An 18,188-nucleotide genomic window follows, 5' to 3' on the forward strand; every position below is an offset into this window, starting at 1 on the left:
GGTGAGGGATGGTGTCATGTGGGATCCTAAAATGGTTTGAAATTAGGAATTGACACCATAGTCACTTGTTATGTTTTTAACCGAAGATCTAAAAAACGCTTCATTAATTTCACATATTCAGAGTGTTGTTGCTCAATTTCCTTTTTATCCGCTGATGATAGCTCATGCAAATATCCATTTCTAAGCTGCCTAGCACTCTTACTTCCTCGCTTTCCAGATCCACCTTTATAAATCAAAAGTAAAGATTCTGAATTAAAGTGCAAATTGAAATGTTCAAGTGATTTAGAGAGGCTTTGAGTATTCAATCTCGTCTGCAATGGTTGTTTATCTGTTTGGTAATAATGCTGTAATTTTGTCGCGAAAACTTCACAGCGAAGGTATAAACCAATAAATTCACCGACCACTCCTTGGCACGAAAAACCAGGATCATTTTTAGATACACTATCTAATCCCAAATTTCTTCTAGCAATCAAAGCTGACTCTTGTTTGGTACTTCGTTTGATCATGACAACCTATTAAGAAAACATAACAGCTTATTGAACCCCACTTTGGTGGTTTATAACACCCCAAGACGGCGCATATTACATTGTTTGATATTTACACTAAATAACTCTATTAGTAACAACTAGCTACAAGAGTTATTCAATGACCTTTATTATTTAACCTCAAAACGACTTTTAATAATGTTATAGGACAAAACTAAAGTCACTGTGTTTATACACAGCAATTAATTAATTCTATTTTATTTTAGGCTTTATAGCTCTAGCCTTTAAAACCTTGTATCCCTTTCGCAAGGATTACCATCGCCATCACCATCCATTTTTGTGTTCGGGCAGTTATTAATAAAAAATACAGCCTCTTCTCGTGAGCCCATTTCAGTACAATATTGCCTGCCATCACACGTAAAATTTTGCGTGCTTTTTTGAATAACGATTTTTGGGTATTGTTTATCAAAGGTGGCTAAATCGGCATTGGTGATGACGGGGGTTTGGCTGCTTGAGTGAGTGTTGTATTTATTAATCGCGTAAAAGCAAAGTGCGGCAATAAGCGCAATTGATGCGGCTTTACCTAGAAAGCTACTGGCAAAATTAGATTTGGCAATACGGTGCGGCTGGTTATTGTGTTTTTGATAAGGTGCTTTAAGCTCTGCAACGCCTTCTATACGACAGTTAACTGCTTTGGTTTTACCGTCGGGCTGTGTTGCTACTTCAAAGTAAATGGTGTCGCCAACTTTTGGCTTGCGGCTCATGTGTTTGAGCGCTGATATGTGTATAAATGTGTCGTGTTCTAGGGTGTCTGATTTAATAAAACCAAAACCTTTGTCTGTTTTCCACGACTTTAACAATCCTTTGTTCATGTATTCACCTGCTCTGCTTAAGCTGCGTTTTACGCAAATTCCATTTAGTTAACACTTGTTATTATACGTTCCTAAATTAAAACCATGCAACCAATTATTCATATTGCGTTAATTTTCACGCTTTCGCTATTAAAGTTAGCTGAAAAATAAACGCGCTAAAAACAACTAAATCCAACCTGTTTTATTTATACTTTGCGGTCATATGTCCTTTAATTCACATGAATCATTGCGCACCCATTTATGAACTTAACAGCTTGTTTACACTGGTTTTTGTTATTAGTTATTTCTATCTGAATGATGCTTTTTTAGTATGATTTTTCATTCGTTATTTACTTAATTTATCTATACAATCCACACCTTATTTTTACGCACGAATTTCAAGTGATTATCTCATGCTATTAACGATTGTTTATATTATTGGTATTACCGCAGAAGCCATGACCGGCGCACTTAGCGCAGGACGAATGAAAATGGATTGGTTTGGCGTAGTGCTAGTAGCCAGCGCTACAGCAATTGGTGGTGGTAGCGTTCGAGATATATTACTAGGCAATTACCCGCTTACGTGGGTACAACACCCAGAGTATTTATTAATTACCTGTATTGCCGGTATTGTTACTACGTGGCTGGCTAAATGGGTAGTTAAATTTAAAGGCATATTTATGCGCTTAGACGCCCTTGGTTTAGCTGCCTTTAGTATTATTGGCTGCCAAGTGGGTCTAAATATGGGATTACATTACGGTATTTGTGTAGTGGCCGCCGTTGTTACTGGCGTATTTGGTGGGTTACTGCGCGATTTGATTTGTCGCCAAGCACCGTTGGTATTACACAATGAGCTATATGCAAGCGTATCGTTAATTGTAGCGTGCTTATACCTAGCATTGCACCATTACAATATTGACGACAACATAAGCATTATTGTGAGCTTGGTTGCAGGTTACTTAATACGTATGGCATCAATACGCTTTAAGTGGCGCTTACCTACATTTAGTTTATTAGAACCCGCTAAGTAAGTAACTTAAATAAATTAAATGAGACAGGCTTGAATCGGCTAGGCAATTAGGCAATAAAGCCTGTCTCCTCTTTTATTACTCTTTAATGCTCTCTATCACTCTTTAACACTCACTACATCGCTTAACGCGGTTTTTAACCCGCTGCTATTGTGCGGCATTACGCTAAAACTGCCATCGGTTTCTAGCACTACGGCGGCTACATCTTCTATGGCTAATATGCCCGCACCACGAATAGCAGCGCGAATTTCTGATTTTGTTACTCGCTGCGATTTAAGTGCAGCAGTGCAATATTCACCATTACTCAGTAACAACGTGGGCTCAGCTTTTACTAAAGCTGCAAATTTAGATGAGCGAACACTGAGCCAGGTAATTAAATATTGCAGCCCTATTAAAACAACAAAGGCCAATATGCCTTCAAGCAGCGCGACACTTTTTGTAATAATAACAGACGCTAATATAGAGCCCAGCGCAATGGTGACTACAAAGTCGAACACGTTCCATTTAGATAGTGTTCGCTTGCCCGATACACGCAACCAAAACACCAGCGCTACATAACCCAATACGCCAATAATAAGTACGCGCACTAAACCCTGAAGATCATCAAAAAACATGCTTACTCCTTTATTTTTAAAGCCGCTATTAAATTTAACCCTTCTTTAATTGAGTTAATAGCTTTGCACCTAAAATCGTACCAATGGGGATAAATAAAAGCCATAGATATGCATAAAACTTTAAAGCAGATTTAAGCAATGCAAAGTCATTTACACGTTTATTTTTAATCAACGTGTAACTTATAAAATAGCCAGCTATTGCTGGTGCAATTTGTATTAACGAAATTACAATACCTGATGAAATATGCCCTGCTATTAATTTAGGATCGCCACCAGCAAATGCTGCATAAGCATTATAAACACCTGTAAAAAAACTAATTAGCGAAATTAGCGAAATTAGCGAAATTAGCAAAAAAGCCTGTAAAAACAGACTTACTACGGCTAAAAATACGATTGACGATTGTTTCAAAATCATCTTTAATTTAGCTAATGCATTGTTTAAAATTAGTTTTATGGCCCAACGGTTTTATCTGCCAGTGCTGCTAATACTTTACCTATTTTTTTAGCCGCTGGGCAATTTACTGCGTTATGGCGCTCAGCTATATAAGTAGGATCGTTATAACTTAACCACACTTGCGATTGTGCGTCTTCCCATACCAGTGCTTTTAGCGGTAAATCAATACCTATTGTTTGTGCGCACTGCATAAGAGGTGTGCCGCCTTTGGGGTTACCAAATATAAGAACCTCTGTTGGGCGTAGTTGCTGTTCTACTTTTTTAGCACCAGCAGCGTGATCTATTCGTGCAAATATATTTAGCCCTTTTTGTTTTGCCAAATTCTCAAACTTATCCATAGTGGCTTTTGCACTTAATGGGCTTTTTACTGAAATTAGCCCCTCTACTGCGTTAGCATTTGTAATAGCAAAGAGTAATGCGAGTCCAAAAATAATATTTAGTGTTTTCATAGTGTCTCCGTTTAAATATAAAAATACTGAGCGTTATTGCTCCTTTAATTTTTACAATGTACATTTTTTGCTAGGTAATTAAATTTAATAAATTTTTTGGCTGATGGTTATCTGTTTCAATGTATAATAAATTTAAAGGGAGAAATACATGCACATTGGAATAATTGAAGATCATCAATTAGTACGCGACAGTTTTAAAAAACTACTAGAGCTACAAGCAGACTGGGAAGTAATAATAGAAGCCTGCAATGTTAGCCAAGCAAAACTGGCTGTTGAGCTTGAACAACCCGATATATTTATTGTTGATATATCACTTAATGAATCAGAAACCGGCCTTACATTTTTAACCTACCTTAACGAAAATTTCCCTGAAATTAAAACCATTGTTGCCTCCATGCACGATTACGAACCTTATGTAAGTAATGCGCTACGATTAGGCGCACTTGGTTACGTGTCTAAACGCTCTGCGTCGGAGGAGTTAATTGATGCAGTTAAATCGGTTACATTAGGTAAACGCTATATAAGTGAAGATGTAAATTTTGCTTTAAATACGCCAAACTCAGCGTTAACTATTTTAACTAACCGAGAACTCGAAGCTTTACCACTGTTAGCAAAGGGCTTTAATGCAAAGCAAATAGCACAAAAATTAGAAATAATGCCTAAAACAGCGCATGTGCATAAGGCAAATATTTACAGCAAGCTTAATGTAACAACATCGTTTGAACTGCTAAAAATAGCAATTGATGCGGGAGTAATTCAGCTAGATGAACTTACCTAGTACATTACCTGCTTTTAATTTTTCTATTGCAGCAACCGCTAAAGAAATTACAAAGCAGTTTGTAGTTGGCATAATTTATTTTCTTGCCTGTATTGCTGCTTTTTGGGTTGGAGCTAATTTAGAAACTGTCCCTGAAAGTAGCGCTATATTTATTCCTGCAGGGATAAAAATTGCTTTTTATTTGCTTTCGCCAACTCGGTATTGGATTACGTTGTGGATATCGTCTCGTGCTTTGGCTGCTCACTTAGGTTATACAATGACCGGGGTTTGGGAGTTTAATTTACTGCATGGTTTTTGGCAGGAGCTTTGCTTTTTTGTCCTTGTGTATGTGTTTAAACATAGCCGCTGGCCGCCAAATATTAATAATAGTTTAGGTATACTTTCGTTGATTTTATTGTGTGTTGCGAGCACCTCAATAAAGTGGTTTTTGTTTTCTAGTGCGTTTGAATTTACAAACATATTGGTTGCTAAAGAGCTATTACAGTATCAGTTAAATATGTGTCTTGGCGATATAACAGGCTCGTTATTAGTTGCGCCGTTTATTATGCTACTTCACTCTTTAAACCTTTCGTTAAAGCGCCCGGCATTACTTAAAGTAACTAATTTAACGGTTACGTTAGCTACTGTTTTACTTGTTGCGATGCTTGTATATCTTATACGGCCCGATACTTACCCATTACTTCGCCTTGCATCGTTATTACCTATTATTTGGTTTTCGTATCGCTTTGGCGTATTAGGCGCAGTAAGTAGTGCGACGCTTATAAATGCACTCATAATAGTTGAAGCAAGCATGACCCATGAGCCTAGCAATACCTATATTAGCCAGTTGTTTATTTTGGCTAATGCGATTACCAGTATGGTGTTAGGCGCGGCAATTACAGAGCTTAAACGTAAAAATACTGAGTTAAAAAAGATTAACCGTGCACTGACTAAGCAGCTTAATCAAAATACCCTTCTTGGGGCTAAAATGGTGAGCGTGCAAGAAAACGAGCGAAAGCACCTTTCACAAGAGTTACACGACGAACTTGGGCAAAACTTAACAGCTTTAAAAACCGACTTGGCTATTTTATCGCACCTTTGTGACGAAAAAACACAATCGTTTGTGGCTACGTTAAAAAGCAATGCAAACTCTATGTACGATTCTGTTTACCAATTAATGCACTACCTTCGCCCTCGTGAATTAGACGAGTTAGGGCTACAAAATGCGATGACTCAAGGGCGATTAAAAAGTTTACTTACAAAAGCAAATATAAGCTATGAGGTTAATTTTAACGTAGATGATACGCTCACTAAAGAGCATGAAATTGCCGTTTACAGGATTTGCCAAGAAGCTGTTACCAATTGTATTAAGCATAGCAACGCAACCAAACTTATTATAAATATTAAAACGGATAGTCAGTTTATAAAATTAGAAATTAGTGATAACGGAAGCGAAGTAAAACCAACAGAAAACTCAGGCCACTATGGTTTAGCTTTTATACAAGAGCGAGCTATTGCGCTGGGTGGTAGCTTTAAGGTTACTAATCAAGGCGGCTTTAGCATTAAGGTAAAACTGCCTATAAATATTGGCCGTTAAACACTTTAACAAATTGATACTTGCTTAGTGTAAAACTTTTGCCTTGGTTGATCATCAAATGCGCTATCTGGGTTTACCTGAATTTCAACTTGGTTACCCACCAGCTGTAGCAATAGTCCGGTAGCTATTTGGCAATTGCCTAAGGTTGACTTTACTATTACCTTTTTGCCTATAGCGTCTTGCAGCCTTGGTTTTGGTAAATTAGGGTTAGTAACAGGCCTCAAACCTTCTGCTTTTACAAATAAATTTATGCAGTAAAGTTTAGCTGCGGCGACTCTTTGCTCGTTCATTTTAGCTATATCAACATTATTCAAAAAATGAATAATGGCTTGGTTAGCGCGGTTAAAGTCACTGGTAACATCATCTAGTTCGCGCCCTTCTGCCCACTTTCGGGTAACTAAATACTTGCCAGCTTCCACTCTTGCTAAGGTAATCGACGCTCCGGTCATTTTACTAAACCACTCAATACAGTAACTTGCTGTATTGGTGTTATGAAGTAATACGCTCATACTGCCAAATTCTTTTGTACTTTCATCTAATAAAGTCATATTTGTATCTTAACGTCCTAGTTTTCAATAGTTTATTAGCAATTATGAAAGTAAAAAATCATCCATATTCCTAATCAACCTAGGAAAATGGCTTAGAAAATAACACGTGCTATTTATAAAGCTCCGTTTTGACAGTCAATTCCACGATTAATGGTTAATAAGTAAAGCAGTGGTTTAAATTTATAATACGGTTGATTATGATAAATTAAGTACTATATCTATGCTTTCGCTTTATTATTTTCAGTAAGGATCACCATGTCTAGCTATAACGAATCTCCAGAGCAAATTGAACAAGCCACGCAAGGCTATGTGATGCAGCAAACTATGTTGCGTATTAAAGATCCAAAGCCGTCTTTAGAATTTTATGAAAATGTATTGGGTATGAAGCTTTTAGGTAAGTATGACTTTCCTGGTATGAAGTTTACGCTTTACTTTTTAGGCTACGAACAAGAGTTGCCAGAAGGCGATGATAAGGCAAAAGCTGAATGGGTGTTTCGTCGCCCTGCGTTGATTGAGTTAACCCATAATTGGGGCACTGAAAACGACGACAGCTTTGAGGGCTACCACAGTGGCAACCAAGAGCCTAAAGGCTTTGGCCATATTGGTATTAGCGTGCCGGATGTTTACGAGGCCTGTGAGCGCTTTGCAAAATACGATGTAGAGTTTGTAAAAAAACCAGATGATGGCTCAATGAAAGGCTTAGCCTTTATTAAAGATCCTGACGGCTACTGGATTGAAATACTCTCTGCTGAGGGTATTACTGAAATTATTCTTTCTCAGTAATAAAGATTTATTTATATTAAAAAACCAGCTTTTTAGCTGGTTTTTTTAATCGTAAAAATTCATTTTTATTTATAGGCCCAAGCATCGGTTATTGTTACTTGGCACTTGTTATAACTAGCCGCTTGTTTTTGCGCAATACCTCTTACTCTAAAGTTGGTTGAGTCATTAGGCATTAGAATTAGGTCTTCGTCGGACATTGATAGCGTATCGACTAGAGTGTTTTGATCTGTTAAAAAATCGACCTTAAACTTTAAATTTTTAAACGAAAAATCTGATTCATTTTTTATTTTCCCTATACAGGCAACATACAAACCATCGATTTCATTTTTAGTGCTTATTTGGTTTACATTAGCAGTTAGGTTTTTTTGTGCTTGTTCTTCAAGCCCTGCTACATATATATTTTGATAAAAAATAAACCCAAAAATACCAACAATAATTAAGGCCAATGCACCAATAATAATAGGATTGTTTTCTAAATTAGAATATTTAGCTTGAAGTGAGGTGCATTGCGGGCATTTTTTAGCGCGTGAATCTATGGCGCTAAAACACATAATGCATTCTTTAGTTTGCTGCATCTTTTCCACTACAATAAGCATCCTTGTTAAGTATTAAATGTTAAGTATTAAAACCAGTAGTATTGCTGACTTTAAGGTATGTTAGTTTACTTATACATAATAACTTCGTAAACACATATAGCTTAAAAAAGTAACGATTTTATAAAGCAATACAAGGCGCTGTATATAAACACAGTGCATGCGTGTTTTGGTATTTTAACGTAAACATAAAAAAGCCAGCAATTAAGCTGGCTTAGTATATTAACTATTTTACATAATTACTTACGAAGTGCGTCGATTCGAGCATCAAGCGGTGGGTGCGACGAAAACAACTCAGCAACACCTTTACCACTTGCAATACCAAAGGCCATCATTGAACCTTCTAATTGCGACGGATGGTTTTGCTTTAAACGCTCAAGGGCTGATCGCATTTTATCGGCACCAACTAGTTTTGCCGCGCCGCTGTCGGCTGCAAATTCACGTTTACGGCTGTAACTTGCCACTACTATACTTGCTAGCACACCAAATAATACTTGGAATAACATATCGAATAAGAAGTATGTCCAGCTACTACCACCCTCTTCTTCATCGCTATTAATAAAGTTATCTACTATGCCTGCCAGTACTTTTGCAGCAAATATTACAAAGGTGTTTACCACGCCTTGTATTAGGGTAAGCGTTACCATGTCGCCGTTAGCCACGTGCGATACTTCGTGGGCAAGTACGGCTTCGGCTTGATCTTTGGTCATGTTGTGCATTAAGCCTGTGCTTACTGCCACTAACGAGTTGTTTTTACTTGGGCCGGTTGCAAATGCGTTCATTTCTGGGCTGTCGTAAATAGCCACTTCTGGCATTTTAATACCTGCTTTTTTTGCTTGCGCAGATACCGTTTGTACAAGCCAGCGTTCGGTTTCGTTTCGGGGCTGCGTAATTACATGCGCGCCGGTTGATTTTTTAGCGATCCATTTCGACATTAATAACGAAATAAACGATCCACCAAAACCAAACACCGTGGCTATAAGTAAAATTCCGCCAAGGCTACGATGGCTTAAACCCAGCGCACTCATTATTATTGAAAGCACTACACCTAATACCAACATAACCGCTAGGTTAGTTAATAAAAACAAAAATACACGTTTCATATTGTCCTCACAAAATTAATATTGATCACCGAACGCTTAAAATAAATTAGGTTAAAGCAACCACTACGCCATGACACACTATGTCATAACGTTAGCGCTATTTTGTGACAAACTATGTCGTAATACAAGTGTTATTTATGTGTTTATTGATAATTTTTTTGAGAGGCGTTTTATAGCAAATTTAAGACTGAAGTTTCTTTATAAATCAGTTTATTACAAGCTGTTATTTAGCTCTGCCATATCAATTGGAAAACCACGCTCACCTGCTAATATGCGTGCAACTTCACCAATATTTTCGCAGCTATTGTGTTTAAGGTACGACCATTGATGGCTAATGCGGTGATGGTTTACAGCAGGATCGCTGCTTATTATTCCTAATTTTATAAACTCAGACACTATTTGATCTGCAGCAATTAACGTTGACGATGCTTTGACATTTTCGGCCCGGGCATAACTAATATGCGAATATAAGCTTACATCGGCTACGCGCAAAGTGTCGTCATCCCCTGGGATTTGTTGCCCGCCAAACAAGGCATTATTTTGAGTGTTAGCACTTTTAAACGCGGGTACAAACTCGGCTACATAATCTATTGCTGTTTGGTTACGTGTTTGCAATGCTGTTTTCTCCCACCCATCTTTAATATAGTGCAGGTATTTATCGGGGAGTTTAGGTTGAGCACTCATTGGTGTTGCATCAGCTAAGCCATCATTAAATAGCGTAATGTCGTTGGTCATGCCGTGTATTTGAAAATATCCATTTGGGTAAGGCGTTAGCTGCGCCATGCCCTCTGGTGTGCCACGGTTACCGTAAATAATAATTTCGGGTATTTGCCCACCAGCACCTTGCCAATGAGTGATGTAAGAGGCTTTAAATTCAACCATGCGCTTTACATCTACCCCAACCAAGTCGTCAATAATACCGGTTTGAAAACCACACGCATTGATTAGGTAATCTACTTCAACGGTTTTAGCTTTTAAACTTGGTTGTGTTTGGTATTCAATATTCCACTTGGTTATTTTTTTATCAATCTTATTATTGGTAGCAGGTACGACGCGATTAACGCATGTATTTGTTAAAACGTGAGCATGTTCATACTCGGCAAGCGCGAGTTGAGCACTGGCCGATAAACGAAATATATTCCAACCATATTCTTGTGCAACAATTAGCGGAAACTTTAGCTTATCTAAATCTAAATGCTTAGCCACGGGTATCATCCACTCATTTAACGACGTGGGCTTGGCTACTTGTTTTTGCTTAGCAAGCTTTAGCATTTGCTCGCGGCTATATAACTGATAATAATGCTCTGGCTCACCTAACACTTTGTTGGCGCTGTCTTGCTCAACAAGCTCGCTATAGGCTTTTACTAATTTATCTAAACGCGGAAATAAATCCTCTGGTGAGTCATCGTCGCGCTTGGGTACAGCAAATACTGTAGGGCGAACATCGATGGTGTGAGGATAAAGGCGCGCTATGTCTATACATTGCTTGAGTAAATCTATGCAGTCTTCGTCGGGTATTTCGCGATATAAGTTACCACCTGAGTGCAAATGGCACATTGGCGGGCCATCAATTAACGAGTTTTTCTTTTCAAATACGTAAGTTTCTAACCCTAACGCAGCAAGCCTGATGGCTATAGTGGCACCCGCTGTGCCCCCACCTATTATGCCTACGCGTTTTTTAGGTAAACCCTTGTTTAGTGCTTTTGGCTCTGCACTTACGTGCGAATTTGGGGCGTAGCTTTCAATAAATGGGTGCGTCATATAGTCGTTATGTCCTTAGTAACATTGTTTTTGAGCAAGCTTTGTATTTATAAATGTTTATATGTGTACTAAGGCTGACTATTTCAATATTTACCTAAAAAAGTAAATCTTTCTAAAACCGCTTAAGTGTTTATAGATAACGCACTAAGCAAGCTTTTGTATATTTGTAACTTAGGCTTTTGCTCGCTGTAAGGGCTTATGGCAAGTATTGGAAACGGTAAACGTGCTTTGAGTGAATCTAGGTTTGCTTGGTACTCGTCCATATTTTTATCGACTTGGTTTGCAATCCAACCAACGCAGTTTATACCCATGCTTTGCATATGCGCAGCGGTTAGTAATGCATGATTTAAACAACCTAGCTTCATACCTACAACGAGTATGACTGGTAGCTGCTCAGCCTTTACCCAATCGTATAAATAGTCGGTATTATTAATTGGTAGTGCCCATCCACCCGCACCTTCAGTAAGGATAATGTCAGCACCTTGTTGTTTTACGTTTTTATAAGCATCACTTAGTTTATCGACAGTAATACTCACCCCAACTTGATCAGCAGCTATGTGCGGTGCAATAGGTGGTGCAAACGCAAACGGATTAACTACGTCGTATTTAGCGCTTACTGTTGCGCTTTCCATTAGTATGAGAGCATCAGCATTTACTAGCTGATCAAACGCCATTTCGCAGCCAGCAGCAAGAGGCTTAAAGCCAATGGCTTGTTTTTTATGTTGGGCAAGTAACTTTAATAGCAAACTGGTAACGTGGGTTTTTCCGGCATCGGTGTCGGTGCCTGTTATAAAAAATTCTTTCATGCGTTGCCTTTAATGTCTTTGGGCTTATTTAGTGTTTTTCTAATGATAACAGCACCACATGATAAGACACACATGCTTTGTTATTTATAAGCGGATACGCACTGCACACTTTTTGTAGCGCAGATTTGGTAAGTAACCCTTGACGCGTATTGGTATGATTTTGCGTAGTTGCCCCTATAGCTTTAATTGAAGCAATCGCTTTTAAAGGTGTTGTGTATTCATCGGTATAAATACATTTTTTTGCACTGTTAATAATAAACCCTGCATTTTGGACTGATTGGTTTATATGCAATTCACTATTAAAAGTATTTATGTGGCTGTTTGAATCAAGCGCTGCAAACGCTGTTTTTATTTCGTTAAGTGAGCCCTCTACCACAGTGCTTATGTACGCCTGCCCGCCTGGTTTTAATATGCTGTAAAGTGATTGCATTAAAGTCGAAAAATTAGCAGACCATTGCACTGCAAAGTTACTGTAAATAACATCAACACTGTTTGCTTGCAGCGGTAAGTTATCCATATCGGCACATATTTTAGCTGTGGTTAAATAACTACTTTGCAGCATATTTAAACTTAAATCTATTGCCACAACGCTTGAAAACATGCTTTGTAATGTATGTGTATTAACAAGTGGACCTGCGCCTAAATCAACACATACCTTATTTTTATTAAAGCCTGGTTTTATAAGTTTAAATAGATCGGTCGCGGCATGTTTTTGTACATTTGCATGGGTGTTATAACTCGCCGCCGCCTTTGAAAACTTACTTTGGGTGGACTTTTTAAGCTCCTTGCTTAGCTCTTTATTCAATTCGCTAATTAATTCTTTATTTAACTCTTCATTTAACTCTTCATTTAACTCTCTATTTAACTCGCTACTCACCAGGCACGGTTTTACTTTACGTGTTTGCATTAAATCTGTTTTTAATACTGGCTGAGCAGTCATGCTATTGCACCTACTAAATGCTTCACTAAGTGCGTTATGTCTTGCTCGGTATGTGCTGCGGTTAAAGTAATGCGTAAACGCGAGGTGTTATGTGCAACCGTCGGCGGTCTAATTGCAGTGAGCCAAATACCCTCTTGCTTAAGTTTATCTGCCGCTTGCAACGTTTGCTCAGCGCAGCCTAATACAATGGGCTGTATGGCTGTGTTTGACTCCATCACAGCAATATTATGGCTTTTAGCGAGTTGCTTAAACAATGCAATATTGGCATTTAGCTTATCGCGCTTATCATCAGCTGTTTTTATGCTTTTAATACGCGCAAGTGTGTGGCTTGCCAAAAGCGGCGACATAGCAGTTGAATATGTGTAATCGCGATTAAATTGCAGCATGTAATCAATAAACTGCTGGTTGCCCAATACACACGCGCCACTACTCGCAACGGCTTTGCCAAAGGTAATAACTAAAATATCAGGAAGTGTAATACCGTCTTCTAAAAGTGCTTCGCAACTGCCTAAACCTGTTTTACCTAATGCACCAAAGCCATGTGCGTCGTCAATCATTAGCAATGCGTTGTGCTGTTTTGCTAAGACGAGTAATTCTTTAAGAGGTGCGGTATCGCCACCCATCGAAAACACGCCTTCGCTTATAATTAGCTTGTTTTGCGCTTTTGATTTTTCGAGCCGAGAACGTAAATGGTTTAAATCGTTGTGATTAAAACGCACTAAAGCCGCGTTACAATGCAGAGCACCGTCAATCAAGCTTGCATGATTTAACTTATCTTGAAAAATAGCACTGTTTTGTGCAGCAGCTTTATCTTGAAACAATGCTTTAATTACGCTGCTATTAGCGCTAAACCCTGAATTAAATAACATTCCTGCGCCATAACCAAATTGCTCGCATAAGTATTGCTCAAGCGCTTTTTGCTGCGCCTGATAACCTGTAACCAATGCTGAGCTGTGACTGCCTAATGCTTGGGAGTCATTAAGGTTTACAGCCTCATCCCCAAAGCCTAAGTAGTCGTTACTGGCAAAGTTAAGATAGGTTTTATTATTAACCGTTATGGTGCGCGCTGTAGCGTGCTCTACTACATTGCGTTTACGAAGCAGCGCATCTTGCTGGCGAGCCTCAAGATGCGTATTTATAAAATCAAAAGGCATAGATATAAAAGCCTACGCTTCGTAAAACAATTCAGACGTTGCTTTGTCGGCTACTTGCGATGAAAGCGAGGCTTCTACGGCTTCGTCTGAATAGTCATGACGTTTTTCTGGGTTCATGCCTAGTTTTTTAATTAGGTTCATATCGGCATCAGCGTCTGGGTTTTCGGTGGTAAGTAGTTTATCACCATAAAATATTGAGTTAGCGCCTGCAAAAAAGCACATTGATTGCATTTGCTCGTTCATGGCATTACGCCCTGCCGATAAACGTACATAACTGTGTGGCATCATAATACGCGCTGTTGCTATGGTACGTATAAATTCAAAGTGATCTAAATCGTCTACGTTTTCAAGCGGTGTGCCTTTAACTTTAACCAGCATATTAATAGGCACGCTTTCTGGCTGTTGTGGCAAATTAGCTAGTTGCATAAGTAGTCCAAAGCGGTCGCTTGCTTGCTCGCCCATGCCGACTATTCCGCCCGAGCATACTTTCATACCGGCATCGCGTACGTGGTCAATGGTATTTAATCTATCTTGAAAAGTACGGGTTGATATAATTTGCTCGTAATACTCAGGTGACGTGTCAAGGTTGTGATTGTAGTAATCAAGCCCTGCGTCTCTAAGTTCATGGGCTTTTTCGTTAGTGAGTTTGCCTAGCGTCATACAGGTTTCTAACCCTAGCTCTTTTACTTCTTTAACCATTTGCGAAATGTATGGCATGTCTCTATCTTTTGGATCTGACCATGCAGCCCCCATACAAAAACGGGTCGCGCCTTTTTGTTTTGCAAGGCGTGCTTGCTCTACTACTTTTTCTACTTCTATTAAGCGTTCGCGTTCTAAATCGGTTCGGTAATGCCCCGACTGCGGGCAATACTTACAATCTTCTGGGCAAGCGCCTGTTTTAATTGATAACAACGTAGAAATTTGCACTTCATTTGGGTTGAAGTTAGCACGGTGAACCGATGCGGCTTTAAAAAGTAAATCGTTAAATGGCATTTCAAATAATGCTTTAACTTCAGCGTGGGTCCAATCGTGACGAACAGGTGCAAGTTCCATAATACTCTCTTATTTTTTTCTCAGCGGTGATATTGGCTTAGTCTACGAGTTGAAGTACCATTGTCAACGAAGCCCACCAAGTTAAAGTTTACATATGATTAAAAAGAACACGATTGACCTTGATTTTGATCGTGAGCACATTTGGCATCCATATACATCTATGACTAAGCCAATTCCGGTATACCCCGTTACACATGCAAATCACAACATTATTTACCTCGAAACTGGCGAGCAATTAATCGATGGCATGGCCTCGTGGTGGAGCGCAATACATGGCTATAACCACCCTGTTATAAATAACGCCATGATTGAGCAAATTAATAATATGAGCCATATTATGTTTGGCGGTATTACACATAACAGCGCGGTAGAGCTGTGCAAAAAAATAGTAAATATAACGCCGCCTAGTTTAACTAAAGTATTTTTAGCCGACAGCGGCTCGGTAAGTGTTGAAGTGGCAATAAAAATGGCCCTGCAATATTGGTTAAGCCAAGGCATTACAACAAAACAAAAATTAATGACGCCTTACAAGGGCTACCATGGCGACACGTTTGCAGCCATGAGCGTATGTGACCCCGTTAACTCAATGCATAGTTTGTATAGCGGCTTTTTACCTGAGCATGTTTTTGTACCTGCACCGGTGAGTAAGTTTGGCAGCGAATTTAACCAGGCAGAAGCCCAAGAGCTTGAAGCGTACTTTAAAGCAAACCACAGCCAAGTAGCCGCCTTTATCATTGAGCCTATTGTACAAAACGCAGGTGGCATGAACTTTTATCATCCTGATTATTTAGCCTGCGTCCGTAAATTATGCACCCACTATAACGTACTACTAATTTGCGACGAAATTGCCACAGGCTTTGGCCGTACAGGTAAATTATTTGCTGTAGAGCACGCCAATATAGAGCCCGATATAATGTGTATTGGTAAAGCACTCACTGGCGGCTCAATGACGTTATCGGCCACTATAACTAGCGATAAAATAGCGATTGGCATAAGCGAAGGTGAAGCAGGTGTTTTAATGCACGGCCCTACGTTTATGGGTAACCCACTTGCCTGTGCAGCGGCCTGCGCAAGTATTGATTTATTACTTAAGCAAAACTGGCAACAACGAATAAAGCAAATTAACACCCAACTACAACAACTTCATAAATGCAGCGAACTTAATGCAGTTGCCAATGTGCGTACCTTAGGTGCAATAGGTGTTGTTGAACTAAACGAGGCTGCGGGCAATGTTGATGTTGCAAAAATTCAGGCCTATTTTGTAGAGCAAGGTGTATGGATACGCCCATTCGGTAAACTAATTTACCTTATGCCACCGTATATAAGTGATGACACCAGTATAAAAACATTGTGTGATGCGATTTATAATGCAATTAACAATAAGCATTACTAATACTTGTTGTTAATTTACTTACTCATATTCTTCATTAGGATTTAGGCTAGGGTGTGGAGACCTTTATGGATTGAAACTTGTCTAATCTGAGGCGATTGAATTGCGGCGCGGGGTATCAACCTAGTGGGCTCGGAAACTGCTCCTGCATTATTCTAATGGCTTACGTCCATATAAGAGTAAGTAAAAACCGAGCAAAACTTTCGCACCCTGCTCACGCCCCTTACCAACATCCGTGGAGTAACAAAGAGCATATCGTCACTATAATATACCCAACGGGCGCGCATTTTTGCGCATTTATTCTACGTTATCGCCTACTTATGCGGAATAAACATATTCCATAGGCCCTGCTTTAAATATCAAACATACTACTGCAAATTCAACCACGAAAGATAATATGCCTAATTAGTAAAAATACTCAGTACAAGTAAGGATAAGCCAGCGCAAAGCCAGATATGGCCAAATTTTTGCCATATTAGCGCGTTTTTATACACTCTGTGAGGGTTGTCTTTATCAACTAATAAGGAACAAGGCTCTCCTTGTTTATATAATTTAAATATCGATTCATCTAAGTCAACTACAACACTGTGAATATCGCCATTGTAATTAAAGCTTACCAACATTGATTGTTGTTGCGCGCATTCTAATGGTAATACGCGTGTGTTTATTACGGAGGTGATGTTACTAATTGCACATACTCGCCAATGATGTTTGTTTATCTTACATTTCATCCATCTGAAAAATGGTAATAAACCGGCAGCTATAAAACACATCCCTAAGATTACAAGTATATTACTCATTACATATTAACCTTCTAATAATTGATAAGCACTATGCGCTGCAATTAAGTCGCTAAGTCCAGTACCGACCGATTTAAATAGCGTCATATCTTTATTATTTAAACGGGCATTCTTGTTCTGGATTGCCAATTCGGATAATTCTGCGCAAATTTCGTGTGCGCAAAACACACCCTCTTTAATTGGCAAGAGTAATTCGCCAGCCTCAGCAAGTACGTTTACTTTACTATCAACATATACATTGCTGCGAATAATTGTGGTTGAGTCACATTCACGTTGTTCACTATGGTGATTACCAATTAAATCAATATGAGTGCCTTGGTTTAACCAAGACCCTTTAAATAAAGGTGTTGGCGATCCCGTTGCACAGCTAATCACATCAGCACTGTAAACAACTTCCTTAGTGCTTTTACCAATGACGAACTCCATATTAGGAAATGCCTGCTCTAGGGTATGTTTTAACGCCGCCACTTTTTGAGCATTTCGTGCAATAAGTGTTACTTTCTCAAAATTACGCACCGATATATGTGCTTTAATCATATATAAAGCTAAATTTCCGCTACCAAAAAATACTAAGTGTTTACTGTTTTTTCTGGATAAATACTGGCTTGCTAATGCAGACACAGCTGCAGTTCGCCAAAGCGTAATACGCGTGCCATCGACTAATGCTAATGGTTCACCATGATTGCGAGAAAATAGCATTATTTTAGAATAGAGCGATTGATATTCTGTTTCTGTGTTTGTAGGAAAGTAAGTAAACGCCTTAACGCCAATAACATGTTCATTCCATGCGGGTAATATCGCAAAAGCATCATGATTTGACTTGTCTGTATTAAGTTCGTACACATTACGTTTAGGCATACAAAAAGCAGATGCAAAACCCTTTTGGAGTGCTTTTATTAAAGATTCAAAATTAAGAGCGTAATCAATTTTTTCTGCATTTATTATTTTCATTTTTTACTCCAACCTTAATAGTGCTTATGTTAACTGAGCTTTATATTTAATGGCTCATTAGCACAGCACTA

20 protein-coding genes are annotated in these 18,188 nt (G+C 38.8%); 5 read left to right on the plus strand and 15 right to left on the minus strand.

What is annotated here, in order from left to right; translation table 11 throughout:
• Window positions 1–68 precede the first annotated feature (68 nt).
• Together I6E80_RS13165 and I6E80_RS13170 are read right to left on the minus strand one after the other, a co-directional pair.
• On the minus strand, window positions 69–506 hold the full coding sequence (locus I6E80_RS13165) for a hypothetical protein (protein ID WP_182674299.1): 438 nt from the start codon (window positions 504–506) through the stop codon (window positions 69–71).
• A 263-nt stretch (window positions 507–769) separates the two neighbouring features.
• Window positions 770–1,357 (minus strand): cold shock domain-containing protein, encoded by a 588-nt coding sequence (locus tag I6E80_RS13170; RefSeq protein WP_197185717.1) that lies wholly within the window; start codon window positions 1,355–1,357, stop codon window positions 770–772.
• A gap of 392 nt (window positions 1,358–1,749) precedes the next feature.
• Here I6E80_RS13170 and I6E80_RS13175 point away from each other — a divergent pair, with 392 nt between their 5' ends.
• On the plus strand, window positions 1,750–2,367 hold the full coding sequence (locus tag I6E80_RS13175) for a trimeric intracellular cation channel family protein (RefSeq protein WP_165742095.1): 618 nt from the start codon (window positions 1,750–1,752) through the stop codon (window positions 2,365–2,367).
• A 95-nt stretch (window positions 2,368–2,462) separates the two neighbouring features.
• On the opposite strand, the gene I6E80_RS13180 is transcribed toward I6E80_RS13175, so the two are convergent.
• The 3 genes from I6E80_RS13180 to I6E80_RS13190 are packed head-to-tail and all read right to left on the minus strand — an operon-like array spanning window position 2,463 to window position 3,881.
• The gene (locus I6E80_RS13180; protein WP_197185718.1) at window positions 2,463–2,978 is read right to left on the minus strand and encodes a DUF421 domain-containing protein; all 516 of its coding nucleotides are present in this window, start codon (window positions 2,976–2,978) and stop codon (window positions 2,463–2,465) included.
• Between the two features lie 34 nt (window positions 2,979–3,012).
• Entirely contained in the window at window positions 3,013–3,387 is a 375-nt protein-coding gene (locus tag I6E80_RS13185) for a hypothetical protein (protein WP_231616791.1), read from the minus strand.
• A gap of 41 nt (window positions 3,388–3,428) precedes the next feature.
• Window positions 3,429–3,881 carry a DUF302 domain-containing protein gene (locus I6E80_RS13190; RefSeq protein ID WP_024599606.1) on the minus strand — a complete coding sequence of 151 codons (453 nt, stop codon included), beginning with the start codon at window positions 3,879–3,881 and terminating at the stop codon, window positions 3,429–3,431.
• A gap of 148 nt (window positions 3,882–4,029) precedes the next feature.
• Between I6E80_RS13190 and I6E80_RS13195 the strand changes: the two genes are divergently transcribed.
• Together I6E80_RS13195 and I6E80_RS13200 are read left to right on the plus strand one after the other, a co-directional pair.
• Window positions 4,030–4,659 carry a response regulator transcription factor gene (locus tag I6E80_RS13195; RefSeq protein WP_197185720.1) on the plus strand — a complete coding sequence of 210 codons (630 nt, stop codon included), beginning with the start codon at window positions 4,030–4,032 and terminating at the stop codon, window positions 4,657–4,659.
• Window positions 4,646–6,235, plus strand: a complete 1,590-nt coding sequence (locus I6E80_RS13200) for an MASE1 domain-containing protein (RefSeq protein WP_197185721.1) — start codon at window positions 4,646–4,648, stop codon at window positions 6,233–6,235. The genes I6E80_RS13195 and I6E80_RS13200 overlap by 14 nt, the downstream gene beginning before the upstream one ends.
• 5 nt (window positions 6,236–6,240) lie before the next feature.
• On the opposite strand, the gene I6E80_RS13205 is transcribed toward I6E80_RS13200, so the two are convergent.
• Complete coding sequence (locus I6E80_RS13205; protein ID WP_076924628.1) at window positions 6,241–6,783, minus strand: hypothetical protein; 543 nt, start codon at window positions 6,781–6,783, stop codon at window positions 6,241–6,243.
• A gap of 255 nt (window positions 6,784–7,038) precedes the next feature.
• On the opposite strand from I6E80_RS13205, the gene gloA reads away from it, so the two are divergent.
• The gene (gloA, locus tag I6E80_RS13210; RefSeq protein WP_197185722.1) at window positions 7,039–7,566 is read left to right on the plus strand and encodes a lactoylglutathione lyase; all 528 of its coding nucleotides are present in this window, start codon (window positions 7,039–7,041) and stop codon (window positions 7,564–7,566) included.
• A 65-nt stretch (window positions 7,567–7,631) separates the two neighbouring features.
• Here the strand turns inward: gloA and I6E80_RS13215 are convergent, their stop codons facing one another.
• The 7 genes from I6E80_RS13215 to bioB form a co-directional block, all read right to left on the minus strand.
• Complete coding sequence (locus I6E80_RS13215) at window positions 7,632–8,141, minus strand: hypothetical protein (RefSeq protein ID WP_231616792.1); 510 nt, start codon at window positions 8,139–8,141, stop codon at window positions 7,632–7,634.
• A gap of 257 nt (window positions 8,142–8,398) precedes the next feature.
• Window positions 8,399–9,262 carry a protease HtpX gene (htpX, locus tag I6E80_RS13220; RefSeq protein ID WP_197185723.1) on the minus strand — a complete coding sequence of 288 codons (864 nt, stop codon included), beginning with the start codon at window positions 9,260–9,262 and terminating at the stop codon, window positions 8,399–8,401.
• A gap of 213 nt (window positions 9,263–9,475) precedes the next feature.
• Window positions 9,476–11,023: an FAD-dependent oxidoreductase gene (locus tag I6E80_RS13225; protein ID WP_197185724.1), complete on the minus strand. Its 1,548-nt coding sequence runs from the start codon at window positions 11,021–11,023 to the stop codon at window positions 9,476–9,478.
• Window positions 11,024–11,145: 122 nt separating this feature from the next.
• Complete coding sequence (gene bioD / locus I6E80_RS13230) at window positions 11,146–11,829, minus strand: dethiobiotin synthase (protein ID WP_197185725.1); 684 nt, start codon at window positions 11,827–11,829, stop codon at window positions 11,146–11,148.
• A 28-nt stretch (window positions 11,830–11,857) separates the two neighbouring features.
• The gene (locus I6E80_RS13235) at window positions 11,858–12,769 is read right to left on the minus strand and encodes a methyltransferase domain-containing protein (RefSeq protein WP_197185726.1); all 912 of its coding nucleotides are present in this window, start codon (window positions 12,767–12,769) and stop codon (window positions 11,858–11,860) included.
• On the minus strand, window positions 12,766–13,923 hold the full coding sequence (locus tag I6E80_RS13240; protein WP_197185727.1) for an 8-amino-7-oxononanoate synthase: 1,158 nt from the start codon (window positions 13,921–13,923) through the stop codon (window positions 12,766–12,768). The genes I6E80_RS13235 and I6E80_RS13240 overlap by 4 nt, the downstream gene beginning before the upstream one ends.
• A 12-nt stretch (window positions 13,924–13,935) precedes the next feature.
• A complete protein-coding gene (gene bioB, locus I6E80_RS13245) occupies window positions 13,936–14,976 on the minus strand; it encodes a biotin synthase BioB (protein ID WP_002961242.1) in 1,041 nt (346 codons plus the stop codon).
• Window positions 14,977–15,070: 94 nt separating this feature from the next.
• On the opposite strand from bioB, the gene bioA reads away from it, so the two are divergent.
• Window positions 15,071–16,369, plus strand: coding sequence for an adenosylmethionine--8-amino-7-oxononanoate transaminase (gene bioA, locus I6E80_RS13250; protein WP_197185728.1), 1,299 nt, complete (start codon window positions 15,071–15,073; stop codon window positions 16,367–16,369).
• Window positions 16,370–16,767: 398 nt separating this feature from the next.
• Here bioA and I6E80_RS13255 read toward each other — a convergent pair whose 3' ends face one another.
• Together I6E80_RS13255 and I6E80_RS13260 are read right to left on the minus strand one after the other, a co-directional pair.
• A complete protein-coding gene (locus I6E80_RS13255) occupies window positions 16,768–17,166 on the minus strand; it encodes a hypothetical protein (protein ID WP_197185729.1) in 399 nt (132 codons plus the stop codon).
• Window positions 17,167–17,172: 6 nt separating this feature from the next.
• Complete coding sequence (locus tag I6E80_RS13260; RefSeq protein WP_006793003.1) at window positions 17,173–18,117, minus strand: ornithine cyclodeaminase family protein; 945 nt, start codon at window positions 18,115–18,117, stop codon at window positions 17,173–17,175.
• Window positions 18,118–18,188 lie beyond the last annotated feature (71 nt).

This window comes from Pseudoalteromonas sp. NSLLW218 (assembly GCF_015864775.1).
GTDB lineage: Bacteria > Pseudomonadota > Gammaproteobacteria > Enterobacterales > Alteromonadaceae > Pseudoalteromonas.